This is a genomic window from Pseudolysobacter antarcticus, assembly GCF_004168365.1.
Lineage (GTDB): Bacteria > Pseudomonadota > Gammaproteobacteria > Xanthomonadales > Rhodanobacteraceae > Pseudolysobacter > Pseudolysobacter antarcticus.
Genome location: NZ_CP035704.1, coordinates 3,731,959 through 3,756,363, shown reverse-complemented (window position 1 = coordinate 3,756,363; position 24,405 = coordinate 3,731,959). Strand labels below are relative to the sequence as shown.

At 58.8% G+C, this 24,405-nt stretch carries 22 protein-coding genes; 11 read left to right on the top strand and 11 right to left on the bottom strand.

The annotated features are described in order from the left end of the window. Positions 1-19: 19 nt before the first annotated feature. The 7 genes from ELE36_RS16125 to ELE36_RS16095 all read left to right on the top strand — a co-directional run bounded on the left by ELE36_RS16125 (position 20) and on the right by ELE36_RS16095 (position 6,292). Complete coding sequence (locus tag ELE36_RS16125; RefSeq protein ID WP_129835080.1) at positions 20-1,726, top strand: OmpA family protein; 1,707 nt, start codon at positions 20-22, stop codon at positions 1,724-1,726. Next, complete coding sequence (locus tag ELE36_RS16120; RefSeq protein WP_129835078.1) at positions 1,723-2,220, top strand: Rab family GTPase; 498 nt, start codon at positions 1,723-1,725, stop codon at positions 2,218-2,220. The genes ELE36_RS16125 and ELE36_RS16120 overlap by 4 nt, the downstream gene beginning before the upstream one ends. Beyond that, the gene (locus ELE36_RS16115) at positions 2,217-3,755 is read left to right on the top strand and encodes a hybrid sensor histidine kinase/response regulator (RefSeq protein ID WP_129835076.1); all 1,539 of its coding nucleotides are present in this window, start codon (positions 2,217-2,219) and stop codon (positions 3,753-3,755) included. Before ELE36_RS16120 ends, ELE36_RS16115 begins: the two co-directional genes overlap by 4 nt. 61 nt (positions 3,756-3,816) lie before the next feature. After that, positions 3,817-4,407: a pyridoxamine 5'-phosphate oxidase gene (gene pdxH, locus ELE36_RS16110; RefSeq protein WP_129835074.1), complete on the top strand. Its 591-nt coding sequence runs from the start codon at positions 3,817-3,819 to the stop codon at positions 4,405-4,407. After that, positions 4,404-5,231, top strand: a complete 828-nt coding sequence (locus tag ELE36_RS16105; RefSeq protein WP_129835072.1) for a cobalamin-binding protein — start codon at positions 4,404-4,406, stop codon at positions 5,229-5,231. Before pdxH ends, ELE36_RS16105 begins: the two co-directional genes overlap by 4 nt. 207 nt (positions 5,232-5,438) lie before the next feature. Beyond that, positions 5,439-5,900 (top strand): SRPBCC family protein, encoded by a 462-nt coding sequence (locus tag ELE36_RS16100; protein ID WP_129835070.1) that lies wholly within the window; start codon positions 5,439-5,441, stop codon positions 5,898-5,900. Between the two features lie 35 nt (positions 5,901-5,935). Then, the gene (locus ELE36_RS16095; RefSeq protein WP_129835068.1) at positions 5,936-6,292 is read left to right on the top strand and encodes an ArsR/SmtB family transcription factor; all 357 of its coding nucleotides are present in this window, start codon (positions 5,936-5,938) and stop codon (positions 6,290-6,292) included. 37 nt (positions 6,293-6,329) lie between these two features. Here the strand turns inward: ELE36_RS16095 and ELE36_RS16090 are convergent, their stop codons facing one another. From ELE36_RS16090 to proC, 7 genes are all read right to left on the bottom strand, one after another. Further along, positions 6,330-7,691, bottom strand: coding sequence for an amidohydrolase family protein (locus ELE36_RS16090; protein ID WP_129835066.1), 1,362 nt, complete (start codon positions 7,689-7,691; stop codon positions 6,330-6,332). Positions 7,692-8,052: 361 nt separating this feature from the next. Further along, positions 8,053-8,619, bottom strand: a complete 567-nt coding sequence (locus ELE36_RS16085) for a hypothetical protein (protein WP_129835064.1) — start codon at positions 8,617-8,619, stop codon at positions 8,053-8,055. Between the two features lie 51 nt (positions 8,620-8,670). Continuing rightward, positions 8,671-9,714: a phosphotransferase family protein gene (locus tag ELE36_RS16080; RefSeq protein WP_129835062.1), complete on the bottom strand. Its 1,044-nt coding sequence runs from the start codon at positions 9,712-9,714 to the stop codon at positions 8,671-8,673. Positions 9,715-9,755: 41 nt separating this feature from the next. Next, positions 9,756-10,463, bottom strand: coding sequence for a histidine phosphatase family protein (locus ELE36_RS16075; protein ID WP_129835060.1), 708 nt, complete (start codon positions 10,461-10,463; stop codon positions 9,756-9,758). Between the two features lie 44 nt (positions 10,464-10,507). After that, complete coding sequence (locus ELE36_RS16070) at positions 10,508-10,963, bottom strand: DUF4426 domain-containing protein (protein WP_129835058.1); 456 nt, start codon at positions 10,961-10,963, stop codon at positions 10,508-10,510. 46 nt (positions 10,964-11,009) lie between these two features. After that, complete coding sequence (locus ELE36_RS16065; protein ID WP_129835056.1) at positions 11,010-11,579, bottom strand: YggT family protein; 570 nt, start codon at positions 11,577-11,579, stop codon at positions 11,010-11,012. A gap of 12 nt (positions 11,580-11,591) precedes the next feature. Continuing rightward, the gene (proC, locus tag ELE36_RS16060) at positions 11,592-12,443 is read right to left on the bottom strand and encodes a pyrroline-5-carboxylate reductase (protein ID WP_129835054.1); all 852 of its coding nucleotides are present in this window, start codon (positions 12,441-12,443) and stop codon (positions 11,592-11,594) included. Between the two features lie 283 nt (positions 12,444-12,726). Between proC and ELE36_RS16055 the strand changes: the two genes are divergently transcribed. Further along, positions 12,727-14,010, top strand: a complete 1,284-nt coding sequence (locus ELE36_RS16055; RefSeq protein WP_242512290.1) for an NRAMP family divalent metal transporter — start codon at positions 12,727-12,729, stop codon at positions 14,008-14,010. Between the two features lie 144 nt (positions 14,011-14,154). Then, positions 14,155-17,757 (top strand): S8 family serine peptidase, encoded by a 3,603-nt coding sequence (locus ELE36_RS16050; RefSeq protein WP_129835044.1) that lies wholly within the window; start codon positions 14,155-14,157, stop codon positions 17,755-17,757. 126 nt (positions 17,758-17,883) lie between these two features. Here ELE36_RS16050 and ELE36_RS16045 read toward each other — a convergent pair whose 3' ends face one another. After that, on the bottom strand, positions 17,884-18,594 hold the full coding sequence (locus ELE36_RS16045; RefSeq protein WP_129835042.1) for a YggS family pyridoxal phosphate-dependent enzyme: 711 nt from the start codon (positions 18,592-18,594) through the stop codon (positions 17,884-17,886). A gap of 192 nt (positions 18,595-18,786) precedes the next feature. On the opposite strand from ELE36_RS16045, the gene ELE36_RS16040 reads away from it, so the two are divergent. Beyond that, a complete protein-coding gene (locus ELE36_RS16040; protein ID WP_129835040.1) occupies positions 18,787-19,824 on the top strand; it encodes a type IV pilus twitching motility protein PilT in 1,038 nt (345 codons plus the stop codon). 168 nt (positions 19,825-19,992) lie between these two features. After that, the gene (locus ELE36_RS16035) at positions 19,993-21,120 is read left to right on the top strand and encodes a PilT/PilU family type 4a pilus ATPase (RefSeq protein ID WP_129835038.1); all 1,128 of its coding nucleotides are present in this window, start codon (positions 19,993-19,995) and stop codon (positions 21,118-21,120) included. Between the two features lie 86 nt (positions 21,121-21,206). On the opposite strand, the gene ELE36_RS16030 is transcribed toward ELE36_RS16035, so the two are convergent. The 3 genes from ELE36_RS16030 to ruvX all read right to left on the bottom strand — a co-directional run bounded on the left by ELE36_RS16030 (position 21,207) and on the right by ruvX (position 24,394). Next, positions 21,207-22,883, bottom strand: coding sequence for a hypothetical protein (locus ELE36_RS16030; RefSeq protein WP_129835036.1), 1,677 nt, complete (start codon positions 22,881-22,883; stop codon positions 21,207-21,209). Positions 22,884-22,955: 72 nt separating this feature from the next. Then, positions 22,956-23,903, bottom strand: coding sequence for an aspartate carbamoyltransferase catalytic subunit (locus ELE36_RS16025; RefSeq protein WP_129835034.1), 948 nt, complete (start codon positions 23,901-23,903; stop codon positions 22,956-22,958). Positions 23,904-23,974: 71 nt separating this feature from the next. Continuing rightward, entirely contained in the window at positions 23,975-24,394 is a 420-nt protein-coding gene (gene ruvX / locus ELE36_RS16020) for a Holliday junction resolvase RuvX (protein WP_129835032.1), read from the bottom strand. Between the last annotated feature and the right edge of the window lie 11 nt (positions 24,395-24,405).

The following is a 24,405-nucleotide window of genomic DNA, read 5'->3' as shown; positions in this document are numbered from 1 at the left end:
CCGCGACGAGGCCGCGGCCGTGCCCGACTTCCAGCGCCTGCGGGAGTTGCTGCTCAGCGATGAGCAGGCGCAACTCGCGCAACTGCAGGCGCAACTGCATGAGGTCGCGCAGAAACACGAAAAAACCTTCGAGCGATTGCCGCCCGAATTGGTCACTTTATTGCACAACGACGACGGTCGCATTGCCGATGCATTGGTAAAACCGCTGTCACGTTCCCTCGCCGAGGCGGTGCGGCAGCAGCCGCAAAGTATCGTCGATGCGCTGTTTCCAGTGATCGGCCCGTCGATCCGCAAGGCGATCGCCGAAGCGATGCGCGACTTGGTCGGCAATCTCAATCAGGCGGTCGAAAGCAGTCTGAGTTTGCAGGGTTTGCGCTGGCGCATCGAGGCACGACGCAGCGGCGTGCCGTACGCGCAAGTGGTGCTGCGTCACTTGTTGCGATTTCATATCGATCACGTGTTTTTGATCGAACCCGGCAGCGGTCTGGTATTGCATCATGAATCGGCGCCGGATCTGCCCGCGATCGATGCCGATGCGGTCGCGGGCATGCTCAGCGCGATCAACGATTTTGTCCACGATTCGGTCGCACGCGACAGCCACAGCGCGTTGAATTCCGCGACCGTCGGCGAGCATGTTTTGTGGCTGATCGAAGGGCCGCGCGCGAACCTCGCATGTTTTATCCGCGGCGCACCGCCACTGGCATTGCAGGCGGCACTCGCACAGCGGCTGGAGCAATGGCACGGCATTCGCGATCATGGCGATCCGCACGCACCAGCCTTTACTACATTGTTCGCGATCGGTGATCTGGAACATGCCGCGACTGCAGATAATGCCGCCGCTGGCAAACCGCGCTCCGCCAACTGGCCGGTCAAGGTTTTGCTGTTGTTGCTGGTGCTTGGCATCGCTGCATATTGGTGGCGCAGTTCGCACTGGCATGCGCGCATAGAAAACTTGCGCACGAACTTGTCCGCACACGCCGGATTTGTGTTGACAGGAATCGAATCGAGACCGTATCGCGAAGTGCATATTCATGGTCTGCTCGATCCCGTGGCGGAACCGCTGCAAGCCGATATCGACCAAGCCGAACTCGGTGCGGTGACGCTGGATATCGATACTCAGCCGTTTGTTTCCGCCGCGCCTGCACTGGCGTTGAAACGCGCAAAAACCTTGCTGCAACCCTCACCGGATTTGCAGCTCGAACTCGATCATGGTCTGTTAAAACTCAGCGGCATCGCCACGCCGGAATGGATCGCATCGGCGCGCGAGCGGGCGCCGTGGATCGCCGGAATCAATGCGATCGATGCGACCCATGTCATTGCGCCGGACAACACGGCAGCCTTGCGCGCCGAACTCGATCACCAGTTAAAAACGATCGCCAATCTGCGTGTGCATTTGATGCTGGCCAAGACCGAACTCGATCCGGCCTATCCCGATGAGCTGAGCGTCTTGACGAGTCAGTTGAAAAACGCGCTGATACTCGCGGCGCAATTGAAACTGGAAATCCATATCGATGTTTATGGGCTGACCGACGTGCTCGGCGAAGATACGATCAATCGTGTTTTGCGCGAAAAACGCGCGGCATGGCTGATCGAAAAACTCATCGCCGAAGGAATTGCGGCGGATCGTCTGCACGCATCCGCCATCCCCGATACGCTCCCGCAAGCGCAGCGTTTGCTGCGCGCCGCGGCGGTGTTTGTCAGTATCGGTGCGGATGCCGCGCGATGAGCGAACGCGCGCACAAAATCTGCATGCTCGGCGATTTCGGTGTCGGCAAAACCAGCCTGGTCGCACGGTTTGTGCGCAACACATTTTCGGATCGTTACCTGACCACGGTCGGCGTGCGCGTCGACAGCAAGCAGGTGATCTTGCCGCATCGCGCGCTGAAACTCGTGCTGTGGGATATCGCCGGTTGCGAGGATCTGGAAACCATCAATCGCAATTATCTGCGCGGCGCCACCGGCCTGCTTGTGGTTGCCGACGGCACGCGTGAAAAAACCTTGCGTGTGGCGTTGAATCTGCTCGGCGCAGCGAACCAGGTGCTCGACGATCCGGCCGTGGTGTTGCTCATCAACAAGGGCGATCTGCAACAGCGTTGGGAGTTGTCGCAGCTCACGCTCACCGAGCTGCGCAAGATCCTGCCGGTCGTCACCACCAGTGCGCTGAGCGGCGAGGGTGTGGAGCAGGCGTTCATCGAACTGGCGCAGCGATTGCCGCAATGAACGATGTCCTGCCAAGCGTTGTTGAAACTTATCTCGGCAATCTTCTGCGCGATCGTGCGCGACCGCTGGTGCTCGATTTCGATCATGACTGGCAACTTTGCGAAATACACGGTGATGCGGAACATTTCGGCATCGATACAACGCAGCCGGAAAACAGCATCGCGATGTTGCAGGATTTGTTCATCGGCATGCCAATCGACGAGCGTGCCGACGTGCCGTTCGTCGAGCTCGGCAACGGTCAACATGCGCATGTACATCTGATTCCTGAAGGCGAAATCCTGCATGTTTTGCTGCTCGATGCGAGCGAAGAATTTCAGCGCCAGCAGATGCTGCAGCAAGCCGGCAACGAGGCCGCGCTGGCGAACCATAACAAGACTCGCGCGATCGTCAACCTGCGTCGCATCCGCGAACAACTCGAACGCCAGCAGGCACGACTCGAAGAAGCGAATGCCCTGAAAAGTGCGCTGATCGCGACCTTGTCGCACGATTTCCGCACGCCGCTCACGGCGATCTTTGGACACCTGCATTTGCTCGAACAACAGCACGCTGTCGATTCGCCCAGCGCGCGCGCCTTGCGCGTGATCCGCCGCAGCGCGATGTACCTTTCGACGCTCGCAGAAAATCTGCTTGAGTACGGCCGCGGTGAAGCCGGCGGCGGGCTGGTCAATCCGGTCAGTATCGATCTGGTCGAACTCGCGCGCGATCTGCGTGGCATGTTTGCGCCTTTGGCCGATGCAAAGTCGCTGCAGTTTTCGGTCGAGCTTGAAAGCAGTGAGCAGCGTTTGCCGCAGCTCGACGAGGTGAAGCTCAAGCAGATTCTCATCAACCTTCTTTCGAATGCGGTGCGCTACACCGAGCACGGCAAAATCACTGCGCACATCAGCTGGCGCGACAATGTGCTGACCATCGAAATTGGCGATAGCGGCATCGGTATTCCAGAGGAATTCCGCGAGCGTATTTTCCAGCCGTTCAATCACGGCGCGCAGCACGGCAGCAAAGGCGCGGGGCTTGGCCTGTCGATCGTCAAAAGGCTGGTGCAGCAGATGCACGGCGAGTTGCGCATGGAATCCGAAGTCGGCTGCGGTACGCGTTTCCATATTTCATTGCCGAGCGTGACGGCCGCACCACTGGCCGTGTCGTATGCTGATACGAGTGCGCGACATCGTCAGCGTGGTTTGCGTGTATTGATCGTCGACGACGATCCAGACGTCGCCGATTTGCTCGCGGCCTTGCTCGAGGATTTCGGTTTTGTCGTGACGATGGCGAATCAGGTCGCGCCGGATCTTGCGCAGATTTTTCTCGAGGCTCCGGATCTGTTGCTGATGGATGTCGAGTTGCCCGGTATCTCCGGCAACGACGCGGTGCAGCGCCTGCGTGCACAAGGCTATGCCGGCCGCATCGTGACGCTTTCAGCCAACGCCACGGAGCGCGCACGGAAAGTGGCGATGGCTGCCGGCTGCGATGATTTTCTGACCAAGCCGCTTAATGTCGAGCAGTTTCTCGGCACCATCCAGCGTGTGGTCGCAACGGCTTAGCAGATTGGATAGCGCGCGCGATTTGCCGCACAATGTATTTCTTTTTCCATGAGGAATACGCATGGCGCTGACGCCGGAAATTCTCGTCACTTTTCGCAATCTGCTCGACGAAGCCAAGACTGTCGGTGAACCCGAGCCGACCGCGATGACGCTCGCGACTGCCGATGCGGCCGGTCGTATTTCGGCACGCATCGTGTTGCTGAAAAGTTTCGACGAGCGCGGTTTTGTGTTTCACAGCAATTACGACAGCATCAAGGGCGCGCAGCTCGCGGCGCATGACAATGCGGCCTTGTGCCTGCTCTGGAAAACCCTGCGCGATCAGGTGCAGGTGCGTATCGAAGGTGTTGTCGAAAAAGCCAGCGATGCCGAATCCGATGCGTATTTTGCGTATCGTCCGCGCGGTAGCCAGATCGGTGCGTGGGCATCGCTGCAATCGCAGACGCTGAATGCGCGCGGCGATCTCGAAGCGCGCATCGCCGTATTCGAAAAACGTTTTGCCGGGGCGGATGTGCCGCGCCCGCCGAACTGGGGTGGTTATCGACTCGTGCCTGACATGGTCGAATTCTGGTACGGCGCGAAATTCCGCCTGCACGAACGCGTGCGACATGAATATTGCGATAGCCGTTGGAGTCAGCGTTTGTTGTACCCGTGAGCACGTCAGATCCGTTTCCAAAACGCATCGTTTGCCTGACTGAGGAAACGACCGAGATTCTCTACAGCATCGGCGAGCAGGATCGTATTGTCGGCATTTCGGGTTTCACCGTGCGCCCGCCGCGCGCGCGTCGCGAGAAACCCAAAGTCTCGGCGTTCATCAGCGCGAAGATCGGCGAGATCGTCGCGTTGCAGCCGGATCTCGTGATCGGATTTTCCGACATGCAGGCCGACATTGCCGCGGCGCTGATCAAGTGCGGCATCGAAGTCTGGGTGACCAATCATCGTTCGGTCGACGAAATCATCGCGCTGATCCGGCGCCTTGGTGCCATGGTCGGTGCGTATGCGCGGGCTGATGAACTCGCGTGCCAAGCCGAGCAACATATCGCCGATATTCAAATCGCCGCCGCGCGTTTGCCGCAGCGTCCGAGCGTGTATTTCGAAGAGTGGGACGAGCCGCCGATCAGTGCGATTCGCTGGGTCGCGGAACTTGTGCGGATCGCCGGCGGTGACGATATTTTTCCCGAGCTCGCCGCAGAATCGCTCGGTCGCGCGCGCATCATCGCCGACTCAAATGAGGTGATCCGCCGTGCGCCGCAGATCATCATCGGCTCATGGTGCGGCAAGAAATTTCGGCCGGATAAAGTCGCCGCGCGTGCAGGCTGGGATGTGATTCCGGCGGTACGCAACGGTGATCTGTACGAGATCAAATCACCGATTATTTTGCAGCCGGGTCCAGCCGCGTTGTTCGATGGACTGGATGCATTGCACGAGATCATCATGCGTGTAGGCATGCTCAGTAATCTCTCAAACGACAAGGCATAAATCGGCGCGGATTGAATGGGTTGCCCAGGCTGCATTACGCAGCTTGGGGTGTCGATTCGTGGTCGATATAAACCGCGTGCGGTGCCGAATATTCCTGAGTTTCCGATCGATCGATCGAGCGTGTATCGCGTAAATGCAACTATTGAGTTGCATTTATTTTCGGGTGGATTTAACATGCAGCTTCACGGTTGCGTATAGGAGTTACCCATGAACACATCCACTGATCGTATCGAATGCAAAATCCTGCTCAAGGCACCGCGTGCAAAAGTGTGGCGGGCGCTGTCCAACGCCGAGGAATTTGGCAAATGGTTCGGCATCGACTTCGCTGGCGCCCACTTCAGCGCGGGCCAGCCGGTGCAGGGCCGCATCACCCATCCGGGCTACGATCATCTTACTTTTGAAATACTGATCGAGCGTGTTGAGCCAGAACATTTGCTGGCGTGGCGCTGGCATCCGGCCGCGATTGATCAATCGGTGGATTATTCGCAGGAGCCGACCACGCTGGTGGTGTTCGAACTCAAGGACGTAGACGGCGGCGTGTTGCTCAGCGTAGTCGAAACCGGGTTCGACCAGATTCCGGCGGCACGTCGCGCCGAAGCATTCCGCATGAACAGCAACGGCTGGGCGCAGCAGATGAAAAATATCGAGTCCCATGTCGCCAGGAACTAGCGCGGGCGCATCCTCACGACAATGAAAAATCCGCGATGAAAAATGTTTCCGCTCAAACCGCCGCGGTGCACAATCGCGCGCTGCAAAAATCTGCCCCGATCTTTGCAGCGCTCGGTGATGCGACGCGGTTGCGGCTGGTCGCAGTGCTGTGCGCCGGCGGCGCGATGTCGATTACACAACTTACCGACGGCACTGACATCACGCGCCAGGCCGTTACCAAACATCTGCACGTGCTTGCCGATGCGGGGCTGGTACACAACACCAAGCTCGGGCGCGAGCGCTTGTGGGAGTTCGAGCCGACACGCGTGGACGAGGCGCGTCGCGCCCTCGAAACCATCGCGCAGCAATGGAATCTCGCGCTGCTGAAACTCAAGCTTGCGGTGGAAAGCTGACGAAACATACGGCGCTTTTTCTAACTCGCGCGGCAGGTTATTTGTGCAAGAAAGCGCTGTCGTATTTTGCTGCTACCTGATCCAGCAGCGCGTGCAGATCGTTACGCGCATACCACTTGCCATTCGCCATCACACCGAGTGGCTTGCGCAACGTGGAAAGATCCTCAAGAGGATTTTTTTCCGACAGGATCAGATCGGCGCGATTGCCGAGCGTGACGGTGCCAAAGGGTTCAGCAGCGGGGATCGAGCGGTGAATCAATTCTCCGGGCGTGCGCGTGGCCGCTGCCAACGCGTGATAACGATCAAGGCCGGCCTGCTCCAACGCGGCGAGATCGTCGTGCAGCGAAAAACCCGGAACCAGACCAGGAATACTCGGCGCGTCGGTGCCGGCCACGAGCGCGACACCGGCATCACTCATGTCCTTGGTGAAGCGTTTCAGAAAATTCAGCTTTGCGCTGAGATCACCTTTGCGCCGGACATAATCCTCGGCCCGCCATTCGATGCGCTGATCCGGCGACAGGTAGCGCGTTTCGGGCATCTGCAGAAAGCCCTCGACCACGTCGGGTTTCCCCCATTGCCGGGCAATTGTCGAGTAGGTATTCAGGTCGGCGGTAACGAAGGCGCGATAGCGTTTGATGAAGGCGATCGCCGCGGGAATCTGATCGGGATTCGGCACGCTATCGTTGTTATCGTTCGGATGCGCAAACGTCGTGTAAAGAAACTCTTCCGCATGCGCGACGAGCACCTGTCCGGCCGCAAGTTGACGCTCCAGCCCGACCTGGGTCACGCCGTGGCCGACGATGGCAATGTGCTGCGCTCGACCCTCATCGACCAGCGCCTGAAAACACTCCGGCGAGAGGTTGTTGTAGACCTTGATGAAGTCGTAACCGTTGGTCTTGGCAAGGCGCACGATCCAGCGCGCTTCGTCTGCGGTGGTGACGATGAATTGGCCATACTGCGCCGAGCCGTCGACTCGAAAACTAGCATACACATGCGGCCCCGGAATCTTGCCGCTGTTGCTGGCGAGCCGCGCATGATCCATGAAATCGCTGCTCGCGCCGCCCATGTTCAGCACCGTGGTCACGCCGTTGGCGAGGTAGACCAGCAGGTCCGCACGTGTGTCGGAATGGGTGTGCATGTCGGCGAGGCCCGGCGACAGGAAGGCGCTGCCGTGGCCGTCGATTACCTGCGCATTTTTCGGCAGCGGCAACGATGTACCGATCGCGGTGATCTTGCCGTTTTCGACCAGCACAGTTTGCCGCGACAGCACGCGTTTGGAATCCATCGGCACCACGTTCACGGCGACAAACGCAGTCACTAGCGGCGGTTGCGATGGTGCGGTTTGCGCAAAAGCGGATGCGCCGAAAAACGTGGCGAGCAAGACCAATATCAGTCGCATTATCGGGCGGCAGGCGGGCGCGAAATCAATGCGGTTTCTACCATGTGCATTGATGCGAGATGCGATCACATTGGCGGTTCTCAAAGCGATCTCCTTGATGAATATTGCGCTGCATATTTTACCGGCGAGCGAGGCCAGGGCGCAGGTCGCGCGCGATCTTTAGCTCGACGTTTTTGCGACAGGAAGTCGTGCGTAGCGACTGCGCAGTTTGATTTCAAACATCGTCGCATTCGATGCACAAGTGGTCGCGAGGGTTTACGCGCGCTGACATTGGCGCGCTCGATAATTGAGCTGCAAGCGCGTCGGTGCGACTGGATATTTGTGGTCAGCTAATCAAGCGAGAAAAACCCGCCACGCGGGCTCAATGCGCGGGCAAACACGCCGCAACGGTTTCACGGATATGTTGCGCGGTCGCGTCGGCGATGCTGAAACGCGCGTCCAGCGGCACGTCGGTTTCGACGTAGCTTTGCTGTTTCCAGCTCAATCGCGAATTCGGTTTGCTGAGCACCCGCACGATGTCGACAAGCTTGCCGGGCTTGCCGGTGATCTGGTTCAGGCCGAACACAAAACCGCCGGTGATCTCGGCGCTGTACCAGCCGCTCGCGGCCATTTGTGCATCGATGTCGTCGCTGCCAGCGCTCGCATGCAGATGGCTTAGCGCCTTTGTTGCGGCCGGTGCATCCGGGCCTTCGAACGGCGCAAAATCAAATCCCTTGATGCCATCGGCATCACGCAAAGTGAGTTCCAGTCCGATCGTGCCGTTCTTGTCGGGCTGGCAATACAAATACAGTTGCGCCGGACGTTCGCCGACCGGTGTGGTCGCGTTGCCGCTCAAGTGCACCGACTTCAATGCATCGGCGTGAGTGGGCAGCGGCAGCATCACGCAGAGTGTCGACAGCAGCGCGAGGGAAATCGATCGAAGCGGCATGTGCATTGAATTTCCAGAAGGTCGATGGGATAAAAGTAGCGTAATACAGGTTCAGGATACGTTATCGGCGTTCGCCGCCTGCCAGCCGAGTTCGGCGATCGCGCGCGCCATCGCGCCGGCCTGCAACGCCTGATCGCTGGATGCGTTGCCTTGCTGGGCGCGCTTGTACACGCCTTGCGCAATCGCGGCGAGACGGAAAAAATTGAAGGCCAGATAAAATGGCCAATGTTTACCGGCAGACAAACCCGTGCCGGCGCTGTAGCGCGCGATGAGCTCGGCTTCATCGGGAATGCCGAGCGCGCGGCGATCCAATCCGGCCAGACCGCTCAGAACCGCGCCGCCCGGCGGCAGGCGGCAGGCCATGCAGAAATACGCGAGATCGGCGAGCGGATGGCCGAGCGTGGAAAGCTCCCAGTCGACCACCGCCAGCAAGGTCGGCTCATCTCTATGCCACATCAGATTATCGATGCGAAAATCGCCGTGCACGAGTGCGATACGATTGTCCTCGGGCGGCGCATTTTTCGGCAGCCACGCGATCAACTGATCCATCGCCGCGATCTGCTCGGTCGCGGCGGCGTGGTATTGCTCGGTCCAGCGCCCGATCTGGCGCGTGAAAAAGTTGCCGGGTTTGCCGTATTCACTCAAGCCCACGGCCGCCACGTCGATGCGCGAAAGCGCAATCAGGATGTCGATCATGGCTTCGTAATAAGCACGACGTTCGCCGCTCGCGAGTTTCGGCAGAGCCGGATCCCACAGCACACGCCCGGGCACGAATTCCATCAGGTAAAACATGCTGCCGATGACCGCGTCATCCGCGCACAGATGCAACGGACCTGCGACCGGCACGCTGCTGCCGTGCAGTGCCGTGAGCACGCGGAATTCGCGATCGACCGCATGTGCGGACGCGAGCAATTTGCCGGATGGTTTGCGGCGCAACACATAACTGCCGGAGGCCGCGTCAATACGATAGGTAGGGTTGGATTGGCCACCCTTGAACTTGGTCGCGGTGAGCGGGCCGCGAAAACCCGCGACGTGTTTTTCAAGGTACGCGGCGAGAGGCACCTCGGGCAGGAAATTGATATCGCTATCGCTCATCGGGTTCTCATCGGTTTGGGCGCGATGCATTATCGCAACGCTCAATAATAGGTCATCCACTCGCGCGCACCGGGCGCTGAAAAATGCGGCAGGCCGTTCCACGTATGCAGATGCCAGCCGTGTGCGCTGGAATGAAATTCGCTGATGCCGGTATTGCGCAGACTCAGATTCATGTCGACCGTGTGCACGTCGTCAATGCCAAGCGCGGCCTGCGCGCAACGTGCGATCACGCCGCCGGAACTCATCACCAACGTCGTGCCGCCGCTGCGGACATGAGTCGGCAATTGCGCGCGCGCACGTGCGACCCGGTTGCCGAAAGCTGACCACGTCTCTGCTGCGCGATCGTCGAGTTCGGCGCGGCTCCACGATTGCAACGCCGCCATCAGCAAGGCTTTGACTTCACGCGGCGCATGACTGTCGCGCGCCGCAGCAATCTTCGGATCATCGGGAAACGTTTGGGCATAAGCGCGCACCACGCTGTCGTGGTCGAACTCGTTCCAGTCGGCGTCGATCGCAGTCGCCGGCAAGGCGCGACCAGCGGCGGCAAACGCAGCGTCGATCATCGACAAGGTTTGCGCATGCCGACGCATCGCGCCGCAAACCACGGCGCCGAGGTGCAGTGCTTCTTCGTGCTGCACCAACCACGTGGCAAGCTGTTTTGCCTGCTCGTGACCGCGCGGCGAGAGCTGGTCGTAATCTTCGGCGCCGTAGGAAGCCTGGGCATGGCGGATCAACAAAATGCGCGACATCTCAGCGCTGCTCGCCTGCGCATGGAAAAACAATTTCGACCCGTTTATTCACCGACGTATTCCTTGCTGAACTTGAGCTCGTATGGCTGCTCACGGCCGGCGGGAGTGATCGACAAAACCATGCGATAGGTGTCGCGTGCTGACACGGGAAATTCGCCGAGATAATAAACCGTGCCGTCGTCTTCCTTGATTTCGCGAAAGCGAATCGGCAGCGATTGTCCGAGCAGCGGCGTGGCGGTGCCGGTGATCTGTGCCGACACCGCTTGCGGCTGCGGGGTGCTGCCTTTTTTCTGCACCGCGATATTCAGCAGGCCGGTGCGCGCGGAATGCATAAAACCGTATTGCTTCGCCACGCTGTCCGGCAGCATGTCGGCGCTCAACGCGTTGTAATAAACGATGTAGTCGCCGAACTCCTGCAACTGTTCGGCATGACTGCGCGCGGGCGCAAACAGCCCGACAACAAAGACATTGCAAAAGAATAATTTCAGCAGGATACGCATGGCAACAGTTCCGATGGGCGATGGAGAATCATCTGATCTTTTGTACTCAAACAAGCCACGCGGCGGTATCGAACAGCGGCTGCACAATCAAGGCGCGTGCGAGATAAATCGCGAGCGTTGCGATCAGCGGCGAGAAATCAAAACCGCCGAGTGGCGGCAGCCGATTGCGCAGCGGTTTCAGCACGGGTTCGGTAATTTGATAAATGAGCGGGATCACCGGGCTGCGGGTATCGGCGCCGATAAAACTCAGCAGCGCGCGGATCAGGATCAGCCAGAAATACGCCATCAGCACATATTCGATCAGCTCGGCCAGCGCCCAGACCAGCGTGCCTGCCAACGACAACGATGCGCCGGCCAGCGCGCCGAGTACGACCACCTTGATCACTTCGAGCAGATAGACCAGCAACACGCCGGCGATATCCAGATTGCGCCAGCCCGGAATCACGCGTCGCAGCGGCATCAAAACCGGATTTGTGTACTTGTATAAAAATTGACAAATGGGATTGTAGAAATTCGCGCGCACCAGTTGCAGCAACACGCGAGCGACGACCACACCGATCAGCAGGTCGAAAAAAAACTGGACGAGGATCTGCGCGGCGTTGGCGAGGTAATTCATTCAGTGCTCCGCTCAGTTGCCGAATTCGGAAGACATCGCGCGACCGCGTTCGGTTGCCGCAGTCAATGCGCGCGCCACGACTTCGCGCAGTCCGTCATTGGCAAACTGGTGTAGCGCGGCCTCGGTGGTGCCGTTCGGCGAGGTGACGCGTTCGCGCAATCGCGCCGGCGATTCGCCATCCTCACGCAACATGCGGCCCGCGCCGAGGCAGGTCTGGGTTGCGAGTTCGCGTGCGACGTCGCGCGGCAGGCCTTGCGTGACTGCGGCGTCTTCGAGCAGCTCGACCAGCAGAAAAAAATACGCCGGGCCTGATCCGGACAACGCAGTCACGGTATCGATCAATGCTTCACGCAAGATCCACACCGCCGTGCCAACGGCCGCGAGCATGGTTTCCGCGAGGTGTTTCTGTTTCGCGCTGACTTGGGCATTGGCGAACAATGCGCTGGCGCCTGCACCGATCAATGCCGGTGTATTCGGCATGCAGCGCACGATCGGCAGACGGCCGCCGAGCCAGTTGTCGATCTGGTCGCTGCGGATGCCAGCGGCGATCGAAATCAGCAGCGGTTTGTTCGCTTGCGCCACCATGCGCAACTCGGCGCAGACGGTTTTCATAACCTGCGGTTTGACCGCGAGCAGGATGACGTCGCAGCCATCGGCGGCCTCGGCATTCGCGGTGGCATGGCGCACGCCAAAGTCGGCGGCGAGGCGCTGGCGCAATTCGCTATTCGGTTCGGCGACCGAAATGCGCGACGCGTCGTAGCCGTTGCGCAGTAGTCCACCGATCAGACTGCGCGCCATGTTGCCGCCACCGATGAACGCGATCGATGCGCTGGAGACAGGAAGTGCGGGGCTGGATTTGGGCATGACACGTCGCCGTGTTGCGGGAGGGTTGCCAAGGATAGCAAGCCTGCATGGCCGCGCCGCGGATAGCGCGCAAATTTTCGTCCGAAGCCGTGGGCAGGATTTCTGTGATGAAGGGTTTCTCAGCCTCGGTGCTGATCGGCAGTGGCAGGGGTTTGTTCAGCGACAACGTGCATAATCGGCGCGGTTATTGCTGTCGCGGATTGCACTTGTCGTGTTTTTCTGCGATGGATTTCGGCGTCGCGTTATCCGACGACCCGCATATTTTCATTTCAAGGAGGGTGTGTTGAGTACGGAAATCTCCGCCGAAACAAAAACTAAAAACGTTTTACAAATGCTCGGGCCGGGTCTGGTGACAGGCGCCTCGGATGACGATCCGAGCGGCATCGGCACGTATTCGCAGGTCGGCGCGCAATTCGGTATGGGTTTGTTGTGGACGATACCGTTCACCTATCCGCTGATGTGTGCGGTGCAGGAAATCAGTGCGCGGATCGGTAGAGTCAGCGGCAAAGGCATCGCCGGAAACCTGCGTGCCTATCCACGCTGGTTGATGTATTCGATCATCTTTCTGCTGGTGATCGCCAACGTGATCAATCTCGGTGCGGATATCGCCGCGATGGGCGCGGCCGCGAAATTGCTGCTCGGCGGGCCGGCGATTTTGTACGCGATCGCGCTGACGGTTGTTTCTGTGCTGCTCGAAGTTTTCATTTGCTACGACCGTTATGCGCATGTGCTGAAATGGCTGACGCTGACCATTTTTGCGTACGTCGCGACAGCGTTTGTCGTGCAGATTCCATGGGGCGAAACGCTCAAGCAGACATTCTGGCCGCATGTGTCGTTATCGGCAGATTATCTGACCGCATTGATCGCGGTATTCGGCACCACGATCAGCCCGTATCTTTTTTTCTGGCAGGCGTCGCAGGAAGTCGAAGAAATCACCGCGCACAAGGGCGCGCAAGCGCTCAAGCGCACGCCGAAAGAAGCGCCAGCGGAATTCTGGCGTATTCGTGTCGATACCGTGGTCGGCATGTTTTTCTCCAACATTGTCGCGTTTTTCATCATTCTCACTTGCGCTGTGACCCTGCACGCGCATGGCATCACCTCGATCAACACCGCCGCCGAAGCAGCTGAGGCATTGCGTCCGGTGGCAGGACGATTTGCGTTTGCATTGTTCGCTGGCGGCATCATCGGCACCGGCTTGCTGGCTTTGCCGGTGCTGGCGGGTTCGGCCGCTTATGCGGTGGGCGAGGCGATGGGCTGGCCGATCGGGCTGGACAAAAAGGCCGCGCGTGCGAAAGGTTTTTACGCCGTCATCGCCGGCGCCATGCTGCTGGGACTCGCGCTGAATTTCACATCGATCGATCCGATCAAGGCATTGTTCTGGTCGGCGGTGATCAACGGCGTCACCGCCGTTCCAGTGCTCGTGCTGATGATGTTGATGGCCAACAACGCCAAGATCATGGGCAAGAAATTCACGATTCCGCGCATCCTGCGCTTGCTCGGCTGGACTACCGCGGCGGTGATGCTGGCAGCCACGATCGCGATGTTCGCGACGTGGCACTCCGGGTAACCGTTGATGCGATGCAGCGCGCGGAACTCACCGCAAGGGTGACGTAAATTGGGCATTTCTCCGCCAAAAGACTGATGTTTCCTTAAGAAAGCGCCGGCATACTGGCCGCTTTCTTAACAAACATTAAAAGTTCTGGAGGGGACAATGATCAAGAGAAATTTATCGATCGCGCTGCTGGCCGCCATGGCCATTGGTGCGGGTGTGGCAAATTCTGCGCAGACGGATACGCGCGCTGTGGTTCGAGCGCATCAGCCGGAAATTGCCGAGCTCAGCGCCGATACGAACCAACTGCTGCTGCGCTCCGGCGCGTTCGATCCGATCAAACAGCGCCTCGATTTGCAAGCGACCGGCGCAAAAGCTGCGATCAATAGCCGCTATGCCATCGTGCAGTTCAATAGCGGCATGCTTGATCAACGCAAGCGCCTGGAAAAACTCGGCGTGGTGTTCCTCGGTTATATTCCGAACAACGCGTATCAGGTGCGACTGGACAAGGTCGATCTCGACGTCGTGCGCGCCGATGCGGCGGTACGCTGGGCCGGCAATTACGATTCCGGCTACAAGCTCGATCCGACCCTGTGGACTTCAGCGCGCGGCAGTTTGAAAGCGCTGGTGCGTAGCGAAAATGCAGCCGCAACCTACCGCATTAACGTACACGGTTTTGACGGTGAATCAGCCCAGGCCTTGTCCGAGGCACTCAAGAAAATCGCACCGCAAGCACAGATAGATATCATCACGGCGCATTCCGATGCGTTGCTGCTGCGTGTTGAACTTGCGCCCGATCAGCTGGATGCATTCCTGGCTGCAGCGCCCGCCCTGGATGCAGTTTCCTGGGTGGCACCATTCGTTCAGCAGCAGGTGGTGAACACCGGCAGTATCGGTACTATTCAGGGTAATTTTGTCGGTGCCTGCAGTGGCACCGGCGCGACTCTCTGCGGCAACACGCCGCTGTGGGATCACGGCTTGCTCGGCACGGGACAAATCGTTGAAGTCAGTGATTCCGGCACCACGCCGAATATGGCGTTTTTCACCACCCTCAATGGCAATACCGCGATTACGGTTGCCGACAATCCGGCGCCGACTCTGCCTGCCGTTGGCCTGAGTTACCCGAACAATAAAATTCTTGCGTATTGGGTTCAGCCAGGGGCCACCGCCTATGACAATACCAAGACCTGCCCGGGCGGCAGCGCGAACAGTTTTCATGGCACACACACCACCACTACCACCGTCGGCGATGCCGCTGGCACATTTGGCGCGAACACATATATTGCATCAACGTCGACCGCGCCGGGGCACGAGGTCGGTGACGGCATGGCCCCGAATGCACAGTTGTTGTTTCAGGATATCGGCAACGATACGTCAGGCTGCCTTGCGATCAACGATTTGCGCGGGACTCTGAAACAGAGTTTTTCTGGTGGCGCACGTATCAATAGTGCCAGTTGGGGTAGCGCTGATTATGGCGTGTATGCGGGTGACGACAGCAACGTCGATTATTCGTTGTCGACACTGGAAGATCTGATTTTTGTCGTCGCAGCCGGTAATGATGGCGTGACTTCGGTTGCCAATGGATGTCCGGCATTGCAGTTTGTCGGTGGCGTTTGCACCAGTTCTGTCGGTTCACCGGGCAACGCTAAAAACGCGATCACCGTCGGTGCGCTGGGACACGGCGGCAGCACCACGATCGCGAATTTTTCGAGTCGCGGCCCGACATCGGACGGCCGTATCAAGCCGGATATCATGGCGCCGGGGAGCTCGATTATTTCTGGAGCGGGCAACGTGAATGTCACAGGTACCGCGCAGGCTCCGGCAACCAAATCGCTCTCCGGTACATCAATGGCGACGCCCACGATTGCAGGCAACGCGGCACTCATGCGCCAGTTCTTCAGCGACGGTTTCTATCCGCGCGGCGCCAAGACCAGTGTAGATACGTTGAATCCTAGCGGCATGGTGATGAAGGTGGTGCTGTTGAATGGCACCGGCACCAACTACAACACGGCTGCTGAATGGAGCGGGATGAATTTTGGCTGGGGGCGTGCGTGGCTGGATTCGAATCTCTGGTTCTCGACCACTACCACGGGCACTGATGCTCGCCGCATGCGTCTGTTCGAACGTACCAATGCCGCAGGCTTGAAAACTGGTGACAGCAATCAGTACACGATTGCCAATGTGCAGGCCGGTCAGGAGCTCCGCGCGACACTCACCTGGTACGATCCAGAAGCGTCGCTCGGTGCGGCATTGACCCTTGTGAACAACCTCGATCTCGAAGTCGAGGGCCCCGGCGCAACGCTGTACAAAGGCAACGTGTTTTCCAGTGGTATATCGGTTACCGGTGGCAGTGCCGACAGCAAGAATACGGTCGAGCAGGTTCGCATTACCGTGCCAGTTGCAGGCAGCTACACCTTCCGCGTAAAGGCAACCAGCGTTCCTGGTGGTAGCCGTATAAATACGGCTCGCCAAGGATATGCGCTGGCAGTTTCTGGCGCGTTCGGCTTGCCCGATCAAGCGGCCTTCCCGGCGCCAACTGCCGTGGTCGTGGCCGCCAATGATGCGATCAACGGCGTCACTATCGGATTCAACGCCGCGGTCGGTGCGCAAGGCTTCCAGCTTTACCGCGCGGCGGGCACCTGTGCGTCGGCAATAGCGGGCGATTTCCGTCTCGTCGGTGATGCCGCTACCAGTCCGATTGCCGACAAGACGGCGCAGGGTGGATTCAGTTACGCCTACAAAGTGCGTGGCGTGCAGAATGATGTCGAAGGCGATGTATCGGGTTGTGTGGACGTGACTTCGCAAAATACCTGTGGGTTGCAGCCTCAGTTCGACGAAGTCAGCATCCTCGACAATGGCGTTTCCAGCACCTGCCAAGTCAATTTCAGCTGGAATGCCGCAAGCGCCAACTGCCCGACCAATACCGGGATTACCTACAACGTGCAGCGCGACAATTCGCCTTATTTCACCGCACCCACCACGCTGATCAGTGGTCTGGCCGCAACGTCCTACACGGATACGGCAGTCAGCAGCGGTCTGACCCAGTACTACGGCGTGCAGGCGGTGGATAGTTTCGGCAACGCGTCGAACCATTTGCGTACGATTGCCGCGACGCCGCTTTCGCCGGCGGGTCTGGATGGCAACACCTACTTCGACAACGCGATCACGCATTCATACATGCAGGCCGCCGCGCCGTGGCAGAACACCAATAGTGCTGCAAGTGTCGTTGGTGGCTACAGCTACCATACCGGCGGCGATGGTTTGAATTATCCCGATCTGAGTTGCGCCGCGATTACCACGCCGCCGATTCTCGTTCAGGCCGGTGCGGCGCTTTCCTTCAAAGCCAAGTACGACTTCGAATATCAGTGGGATGGCATCGTCATGGAGATATCCACCGACGGCGGCAGCACCTGGACCGATCTGCCGCCCGACGGCGGCTATCCAAGCACGTTCGCGCAGACCACCAGTCCGCCGGTGAATGCGTGTGGATATATCGCCACTCACGGTGCATTTACCGGCGTTAGTGTGAGTGCGGCAAACAACCACGATGCGGGCAACGGAACATCGGTAGCGGCGTTCCTGCCGTTCAGCAAAAACCTCAGCGCCTATGCTGGCCAGACGATCAAGTTGCGTTGGGTTCTGTCCAGCGATCCGGGTGCGGATTTTGCCGGCGGATTCATCGATCAGATCACGCTCGGCGGCAATGCGCTGGATCGTATATTCAGCAGTGATTTCGAAGGCGGGCCTGACTTTACCTGCCACTGAAATAAAGCGGATGTAGAGCTGAAATAATGGACCCGGTGCGGATATCGCACCGGGTCTTTTTTTGCGGGGTGGGGCGATGTAGCAATTCGTCGAGAACAGGGCGAGTTGTTCGCCGTGGCTTGTGTTTCATCCCCCCTGCATTAGATGAGCCGCGCGCGCGCCGAACAATGCGCTGCCGATCCGCACCATCGTCGCACCTTGGGCGATGGCGAGTTCAAAATCCTCGGACATTCCCATCGACAACGTATCGACGCCCGCATGATTTTTTTGCAGCGCCAGAAACAGTTCGCGCATACGTATAAAAGCGGCACGACGAAGTTCAGGGTCGACGTGTGGCGCGGGGATCGCCATGAGGCCACGCAGACGCAATCGCGACGATTTACCGATCGCTGCTGCGAGTGTCTCGATCAGTTCTGGCGCGCAGCCGGATTTGCTGGTTTCGTCATCGATGTTGACCTGGATCAATACGTTCAACGCCGGCAGATTTGGCGGACGATAAAGCTGCAGCGGTCCAATTAGTTTGGCGCGATCCAGACTCTGCAGCCACGCAAAATTTTCCGCAACCTCGCGACACTTGTTGGATTGCAGTGGTCCGATGCAATGCCATTCGAGATTCAGATCGCGCAATTCGTTTTGCTTGGTCAGCGCTTCCTGCACATAGTTTTCGCCAAAGGCACGCTGACCCAGTCCGGCGAGACGGCGAATCGCATCAACGGATTGTTTTTTGCTCACCGCGACCAGCTGCGGCAATTCGTGTGTTGCGGCGGCAGTAGAAATCCGTCGCTGGATTTCATCGAGGCTGGTTTTTTGCGAGCCGGTCGGGTCAACGGAAGTCATGATGAATTGATCGAAGGCCCGATAGCGCGCGGCATTGCGCGGGCTGCAGTTTATCTCCGTGCACCCCGCAATGTGCAGGCCATCACATGCAACGAGATATAGCGGCCGGGGACTATGCCGCACGTGCTGTGCTGGCGTTATACTCGTGCCTCGTTGATTCTTGTATTAGCGCCTGTACTTGAGGGGAACTGGATGGATATTGCCGAGCTGCTGGCCTTTTCGGTCAAGAACAAGGCTTCCGATTTGCACTTGTCGGCAGGTTTGCCGCCGATGATTCGCGTCGACGGCGACATCCGCCGCATCAATATCCCGGCGCTGGATCACAAGCAGGTGCATTCGCTGGTCTACGACATCATGTCGGATCGGCAGCGCCGCGATTACGAAGAATTTCTCGAGACCGACTTCTCTTTCGAGATTCCGGGACTGGCGCGTTTTCGTGTCAATGCGTTCAATCAGAATCGTGGCGCGGGTGTGGTGTTCCGAACCATTCCGTCCGAAGTGCTGAGCCTCGAAGACCTCGGTTGTCCGAAGATTTTCAAGGAGCTCATCGAGCAACCGCAGGGCCTGATTCTGGTCACCGGACCGACCGGTTCGGGCAAATCGACCACGCTCGCGGCGATGGTTGATCACATCAACAAGAACGAATACGGACACATCCTCACGATCGAGGATCCTATCGAATTTGTGCACACCTCGAACAAGTGCCTGATCAACCAGCGCGAGGTGCATCGCGATACCCACGGCTTTACCGAAGCGCTGCGTTCGGCGCTGCGCGAAGATCCCGACTTCGTACTGGTCGGCGAAATGCGTGATATCGAAACCATCCGTTTGGCCTTGACCGCAGCGGAAACCGGACATCTGGTGTTCGGCACCTTGCATACTTCATCTGCGGCAAAAACCATCGATCGCATCATCGACGTATTTCCGGGTGCCGAAAAAGGCATGGTGCGTTCGATGTTGTCGGAATCGTTGCGCGCGGTGATTTCGCAATCGCTGATGAAAAAGGTCGGCGGCGGACGTATCGCGGCGCATGAAATCATGGTCGGCATTCCGGCGATCCGTAACCTGATTCGCGAGGACAAGGTCGCGCAGATGTACTCCTCGATCCAGACCGGCCAGCAATACGGCATGCAGACGCTCGATCAGTGCCTGCAGGATCTGGTGCGACGTGGCATGGTGACGCGGCAACAGGCGCTTGGCTATGCCAAGAACAAGGAAACTTTCAGGTAGGCGAATCGGCGACAAGCTCGTATTGTGCGACAAAGCATCGGCGCAAGATGCGCAACGGTTCGATGCGAGCGCAAGGGTAGGCAGCACGATTGTGCGGATGTGTGGATATTTCGGATTTGGCTGGGGGGCCAGGCCGGCTTTTTATAAAACAGCAACGAGGTATGTGCCATGAGCAGCATCGATTTCACTTCCTTCCTCAAGCTGATGGTGCACAAGAAGGCGTCCGATCTTTTTATCACCGCCGGCATTGCGCCCAGCCTCAAGGTGAATGGCGTGATCGCGCCGATCACGCAGAATCCGCTGACCTCGGCGCAATCGCGCGACATGGTGCTCAACGTCATGACGCCGGCGCAGCGCGAGGAGTTTGAAAAAACCCACGAGTGCCAGTTTGCGATCAGCCTCTCCGGCGTCGGTCGTTTTCGTGTGAGCTGTTTTTATCAGCGCAACAATGTCGGCATGGTGTTGCGTCGCATCGAGACGCGCATTCCGAGTGTTGATGAGTTGAGTTTGCCGCAGATCGTCAAGTCGCTGGCGATGACCAAGCGCGGTCTGATCATGTTCGTTGGTGCGACCGGCACCGGCAAATCGACCTCGCTCGCAGCGATGATCGGATTTCGAAATCTCAATTCGACCGGACACATCATCACTATCGAAGATCCGATCGAATACGTGCATCGCCACGAAAGCTGCATCGTCACCCAGCGCGAACTCGGCATCGATACCGACAGCTGGGAAAACGCGCTCAAGAACACGCTGCGCCAAGCGCCCGACGTGATCATGATCGGCGAAGTGCGTACGCGCGAAACCATGGAGCACGCGATCAACTTCTCCGAAACCGGTCACCTCTGTTTGTGCACTTTGCACGCGAACAACGCCAACCAGGCGCTCGATAGAGTCATCCACTTTTTCACCGAAGATCGGCGCTCACAGCTGTTGATGGATCTGTCGCTGAATTTGAAAGGCATCGTCGCGCAGCAACTGATTCCGACGCCGGACGGCAAGGGGCGACGAGTCGCGATGGAGATTTTGCTCGGTACGCCGCTGGCGCAGGATTACATCCGCAAGGGCGATGTGCACAAGCTCAAGGATCTGATGAAGGAGTCCACCAACCTCGGCATGCGCACCTTCGATCAGAGCCTGTTCGAGCTGTATCAGGCCGGCGAGATCACCTACGAAGACGCGCTACGCTACGCCGACTCGACCAACGAGGTGCGTCTGAAGATCAAGCTGTCGCAGGGCGGCAACGCGCACACGTTGTCGGCCGGACTGGATGGCGTGGAGTTGACTGAGCGTTGATCTGATTCGGCTTTAGTCGATTGCTGGAACGGCGACTAAACACCGTTCCAGCAGCAAGTACGCGTCGCGAAAATGCGCGTAATTTCTCAGTTCATATCGATCGTTTCTTCAATCGCGATGCCGCTTGGCGTCGCCGTGAACTGCATGTCGCCGTGGCGAATCCACTTTTCGTAGACCGTCATCATCTGCGCGGATTTCGCCATTTGCGCGCGTTCCTTGTCGCCCATCTTGGCGCTGATTGTGTCGGCGAATTTGCCGAACAGTCCATACACGGCACCGCTGAAACTCATGCGCATGAATACCGGCTGGCTCGCGGCGGGCGCTGCCAGATAGGCAGCCAAACCAGTTTCTTCGCCAGCGCCGGTGGAGATCGCCAGCGCCGTCGGTGACATCGCGACGAACATCGGCGGCATCATTGCAGCCATCGCGCCGAGCGATAACGGCACCGGCTTGCTGTCGGGGCTGAGCTTCAGATCTTTCAGCGTCGGCACGACCAATTGCGCCATCGCCACGGTGGTGGTCGGATTGCTCATCGACAACAGCAGCTTGCCGCTGAATTCCGGCATGCCGACGCCTTTCGGATTGAGTTTGGTCAGGCTGAAACGCATGCCGTTGAAATCACTGAACGGTGGCGGCACGGAGCTATCGAGTTTCTCCACTGCGTCGACGGCCTGCTTGTTGAGGTCGGCAAACTCGCTGCACGCATATGGCTTGGCGACGATCGCCTTGGCCTGCTTCTGCCAGAAATCCTTGAGCTTCAGCACCGGTATCGCGATGCTGATATCAAGCAGGCTGTCGCTCGGTGCGGCGGTGCCCGGCGCAGCGGCGCTGGCGGCCATCACATCCTTGGCCAGCGCGGCTTCGAGTTCGAGCTGGAAACCGACCTGCATGCGCTGCGCGGTCAGCGCTTCGTAACCGAAACTCAGGCGCGGAAATTTCTGCGCGATTGACAGCGCATCGGTGCGGCATGCTGCATCCAGCGCCTTGGCTGGGCTGCCGAGTGCCGTGCTGAACTCCTGCAGCACCGGATCGCTGGCGCTGCTGATCAGATCGACCAAGCGCACCACATCGAGATAACCCGAACCGTTCGGCAGATAATGGAATTTCTGATTCAGCGCATCAAGCGCGCCGCCCTGCAGAATGTTTTTGTCCGGGCGGGTAATGCCGAGCAGTTTCTTGCGCAGATCCTCGCCCGCATTTTTCGGGATGAGCGTGAGCACCACCTGATTGCCTTGCACGGCCATCACAACTTCGAGTGCGTCCTTGCCGATGAACCAGTAGTCCTGCTCGCCGACTTTGCCGATTTCGAGCTTCTGCCCGGAGTTCTGTTCGACGCGCGCGACGAATGCCTTGAACGCCGCCGCATCGCCAAGCTCCAGACGCAGCACCGGAATCACCCCGACGCCGTACAACGCCATGTGCGCATCCGGGCGCAGGCCGATCTCGCGCAATTTATCCAAGGTGTCGCGGGTCTTGAATTCGTTGAGGATGGCTTGCGCAACGCGCTTGGACGTATCGTCGAGCTTCTCCGCGCTGCTCAGGATTTCCTGGTAATAAGCGATCAGCATCGGCCACGACTCGTGGAACTGCGTTGCGTATCGATCGATCATCGCCTGCGGCATCGGCTCGATATTGCCGAATACGTAAGGTGTATCGGCCGGTGCGTAACCCAGCGGAATACCCGCATCAGGAGTTTTTCCACAGCCTGCGAGCAACAGGGCGGAAGCCAGCACACAGGTGCCAAGGCGGATGATTACGGGCATGGAGAATTCCGGCGTTGAAAGGAGAGGAGTGCAGTCTAACCAAGCACGCCGACGCGCGCATCAGTCGCGTATTTATTTGCCGAGCAATTCCTGCAGGACCGCCATGCGTATGAACACGCCGTTGCCGACTTGTTCGAGGATCAGCGAACGCGGGCCGTCGGCGACATCGGCGGCAATCTCGACGTCGCGATTGATCGGGCCAGGATGCATCACCAGGCAATCCGGCGCGGCCTGTGCGAGGCGCTCGCTGCTCAAACCGAAGCGGCGAAAATATTCGGCTTCGGATGGAATCAGCGCGCCTTCCATGCGTTCTTTCTGCAGCCGCAGCATGATCACCGCATCGGCGCCACGCAAGGCCGCATCAAAGTCGCTGAACAGCAGGCAGCCCGGCATTTCCGCCGCATCCGGCAACAGTGATTCGGGCGCGCACAAACGCAGCTCGCCGATACCGAGCGTGCGCAGTGCATGTACATCCGAACGTGCCACTCGCGAGTGCCGGATATCGCCGCAGATCACCACGCAAAGCTGGCTGAAATCGGCGCGATGTCGGAGCAAGGTCAAGGCATCCAACAAGCCTTGCGTGGGATGCGCGCGATTGCCGTCACCGGCGTTCAACACCGCGCAGTTCGAGCGCAAGTGGCGTGCGATAAATTCTGGTGTGCCAGACTCTTTGTGCCGCACCACGAAAGCATCGCAATGCATCGCTTCGAGCGTATGTACGGTATCAAGCAAAGTCTCGCCCTTGACCGTGGATGAGCTAGCGATATCGAAGTTGATGACATCCGCGCCGAGGCGTTTGGCGGCGAGATCGAACGACGTACGCGTGCGTGTGCTCGGCTCGAAAAACAGATTGATCACGGTGCGGCCGTTGAGCAGATCGAGTCGTCGTGTGCCGTTGTGGCTGAGCGCGCGCAGTTGTTCGGCCCGATCCAGCAGATGTTCGAGCGTGGCGCGCGGTAGACCCTCCAGCGTCAACAAGTGACGCAGGCGGCCATGTTCGTCGAGTTGGGGCTGGGGCATGGCAATCGAGTCAGGCGAGGATGTCGCTTATTATCGCAGGCCGCTCGAGCGCTGTAACGCGCGTTGCAAATTCAGGCGGTTGCGAGCCATGATTCGACGATGATTTGCGCTGCGACCGAATCGATATTCGCGGCGTGCTTGCGTTTGGCGGTACCGCTGCGGCGCTGTTCGGCGAAGCGCCGGCTCGCTTCCATCGAGGTGTAACGCTCATCGACCGCGTGCACCGGCAAGTCGTAGCGTTTTTGCAGCGCGGCGGCGAAGGCGCGTGCGGCACGCGTGATCGGTTGTTCCTTGTCGTCCAGCGTCAGCGGCAGGCCAACCAGCAAGGCTTGTGGCCGCCATTCTTTCAGCAGTGCATCGAACTTCGCCCAGTCCGGCCCGCTGGGCGAATTTTCGATCACACTAAGTGCCTGCGCGCTTTGCGTAATCTGATTGCCCACCGCAACGCCGATCAGGCGCGTGCCGAAGTCGAAACCGAGAACACAGCTCATTGCGCGCCGCC

Bases quoted from the DNA above. Each gene is read 5' to 3' on its own strand.
- ELE36_RS16120 (WP_129835078.1), top strand. From the start codon at position 1,723: ATGAGCGAACGCGCGCACAAAATCTGCATGCTCGGCGATTTCGGTGTC.
- ELE36_RS16115 (WP_129835076.1), top strand. From the start codon at position 2,217: ATGAACGATGTCCTGCCAAGCGTTGTTGAAACTTATCTCGGCAATCTT.
- pdxH (WP_129835074.1), top strand. From the start codon at position 3,817: ATGGCGCTGACGCCGGAAATTCTCGTCACTTTTCGCAATCTGCTCGAC.
- ELE36_RS16100 (WP_129835070.1), top strand. From the start codon at position 5,439: ATGAACACATCCACTGATCGTATCGAATGCAAAATCCTGCTCAAGGCA.
- ELE36_RS16095 (WP_129835068.1), top strand. From the start codon at position 5,936: ATGAAAAATGTTTCCGCTCAAACCGCCGCGGTGCACAATCGCGCGCTG.
- ELE36_RS16090 (WP_129835066.1), bottom strand. From the start codon at position 7,691: ATGCGACTGATATTGGTCTTGCTCGCCACGTTTTTCGGCGCATCCGCT.
- ELE36_RS16085 (WP_129835064.1), bottom strand. From the start codon at position 8,619: ATGCCGCTTCGATCGATTTCCCTCGCGCTGCTGTCGACACTCTGCGTG.
- ELE36_RS16080 (WP_129835062.1), bottom strand. From the start codon at position 9,714: ATGAGCGATAGCGATATCAATTTCCTGCCCGAGGTGCCTCTCGCCGCG.
- ELE36_RS16075 (WP_129835060.1), bottom strand. From the start codon at position 10,463: ATGTCGCGCATTTTGTTGATCCGCCATGCCCAGGCTTCCTACGGCGCC.
- ELE36_RS16070 (WP_129835058.1), bottom strand. From the start codon at position 10,963: ATGCGTATCCTGCTGAAATTATTCTTTTGCAATGTCTTTGTTGTCGGG.
- ELE36_RS16065 (WP_129835056.1), bottom strand. From the start codon at position 11,579: ATGAATTACCTCGCCAACGCCGCGCAGATCCTCGTCCAGTTTTTTTTC.
- proC (WP_129835054.1), bottom strand. From the start codon at position 12,443: ATGCCCAAATCCAGCCCCGCACTTCCTGTCTCCAGCGCATCGATCGCG.
- ELE36_RS16050 (WP_129835044.1), top strand. From the start codon at position 14,155: ATGATCAAGAGAAATTTATCGATCGCGCTGCTGGCCGCCATGGCCATT.
- ELE36_RS16045 (WP_129835042.1), bottom strand. From the start codon at position 18,594: ATGACTTCCGTTGACCCGACCGGCTCGCAAAAAACCAGCCTCGATGAA.
- ELE36_RS16040 (WP_129835040.1), top strand. From the start codon at position 18,787: ATGGATATTGCCGAGCTGCTGGCCTTTTCGGTCAAGAACAAGGCTTCC.
- ELE36_RS16035 (WP_129835038.1), top strand. From the start codon at position 19,993: ATGAGCAGCATCGATTTCACTTCCTTCCTCAAGCTGATGGTGCACAAG.
- ELE36_RS16030 (WP_129835036.1), bottom strand. From the start codon at position 22,883: ATGCCCGTAATCATCCGCCTTGGCACCTGTGTGCTGGCTTCCGCCCTG.
- ELE36_RS16025 (WP_129835034.1), bottom strand. From the start codon at position 23,903: ATGCCCCAGCCCCAACTCGACGAACATGGCCGCCTGCGTCACTTGTTG.
- ruvX (WP_129835032.1), bottom strand. From the start codon at position 24,394: ATGAGCTGTGTTCTCGGTTTCGACTTCGGCACGCGCCTGATCGGCGTT.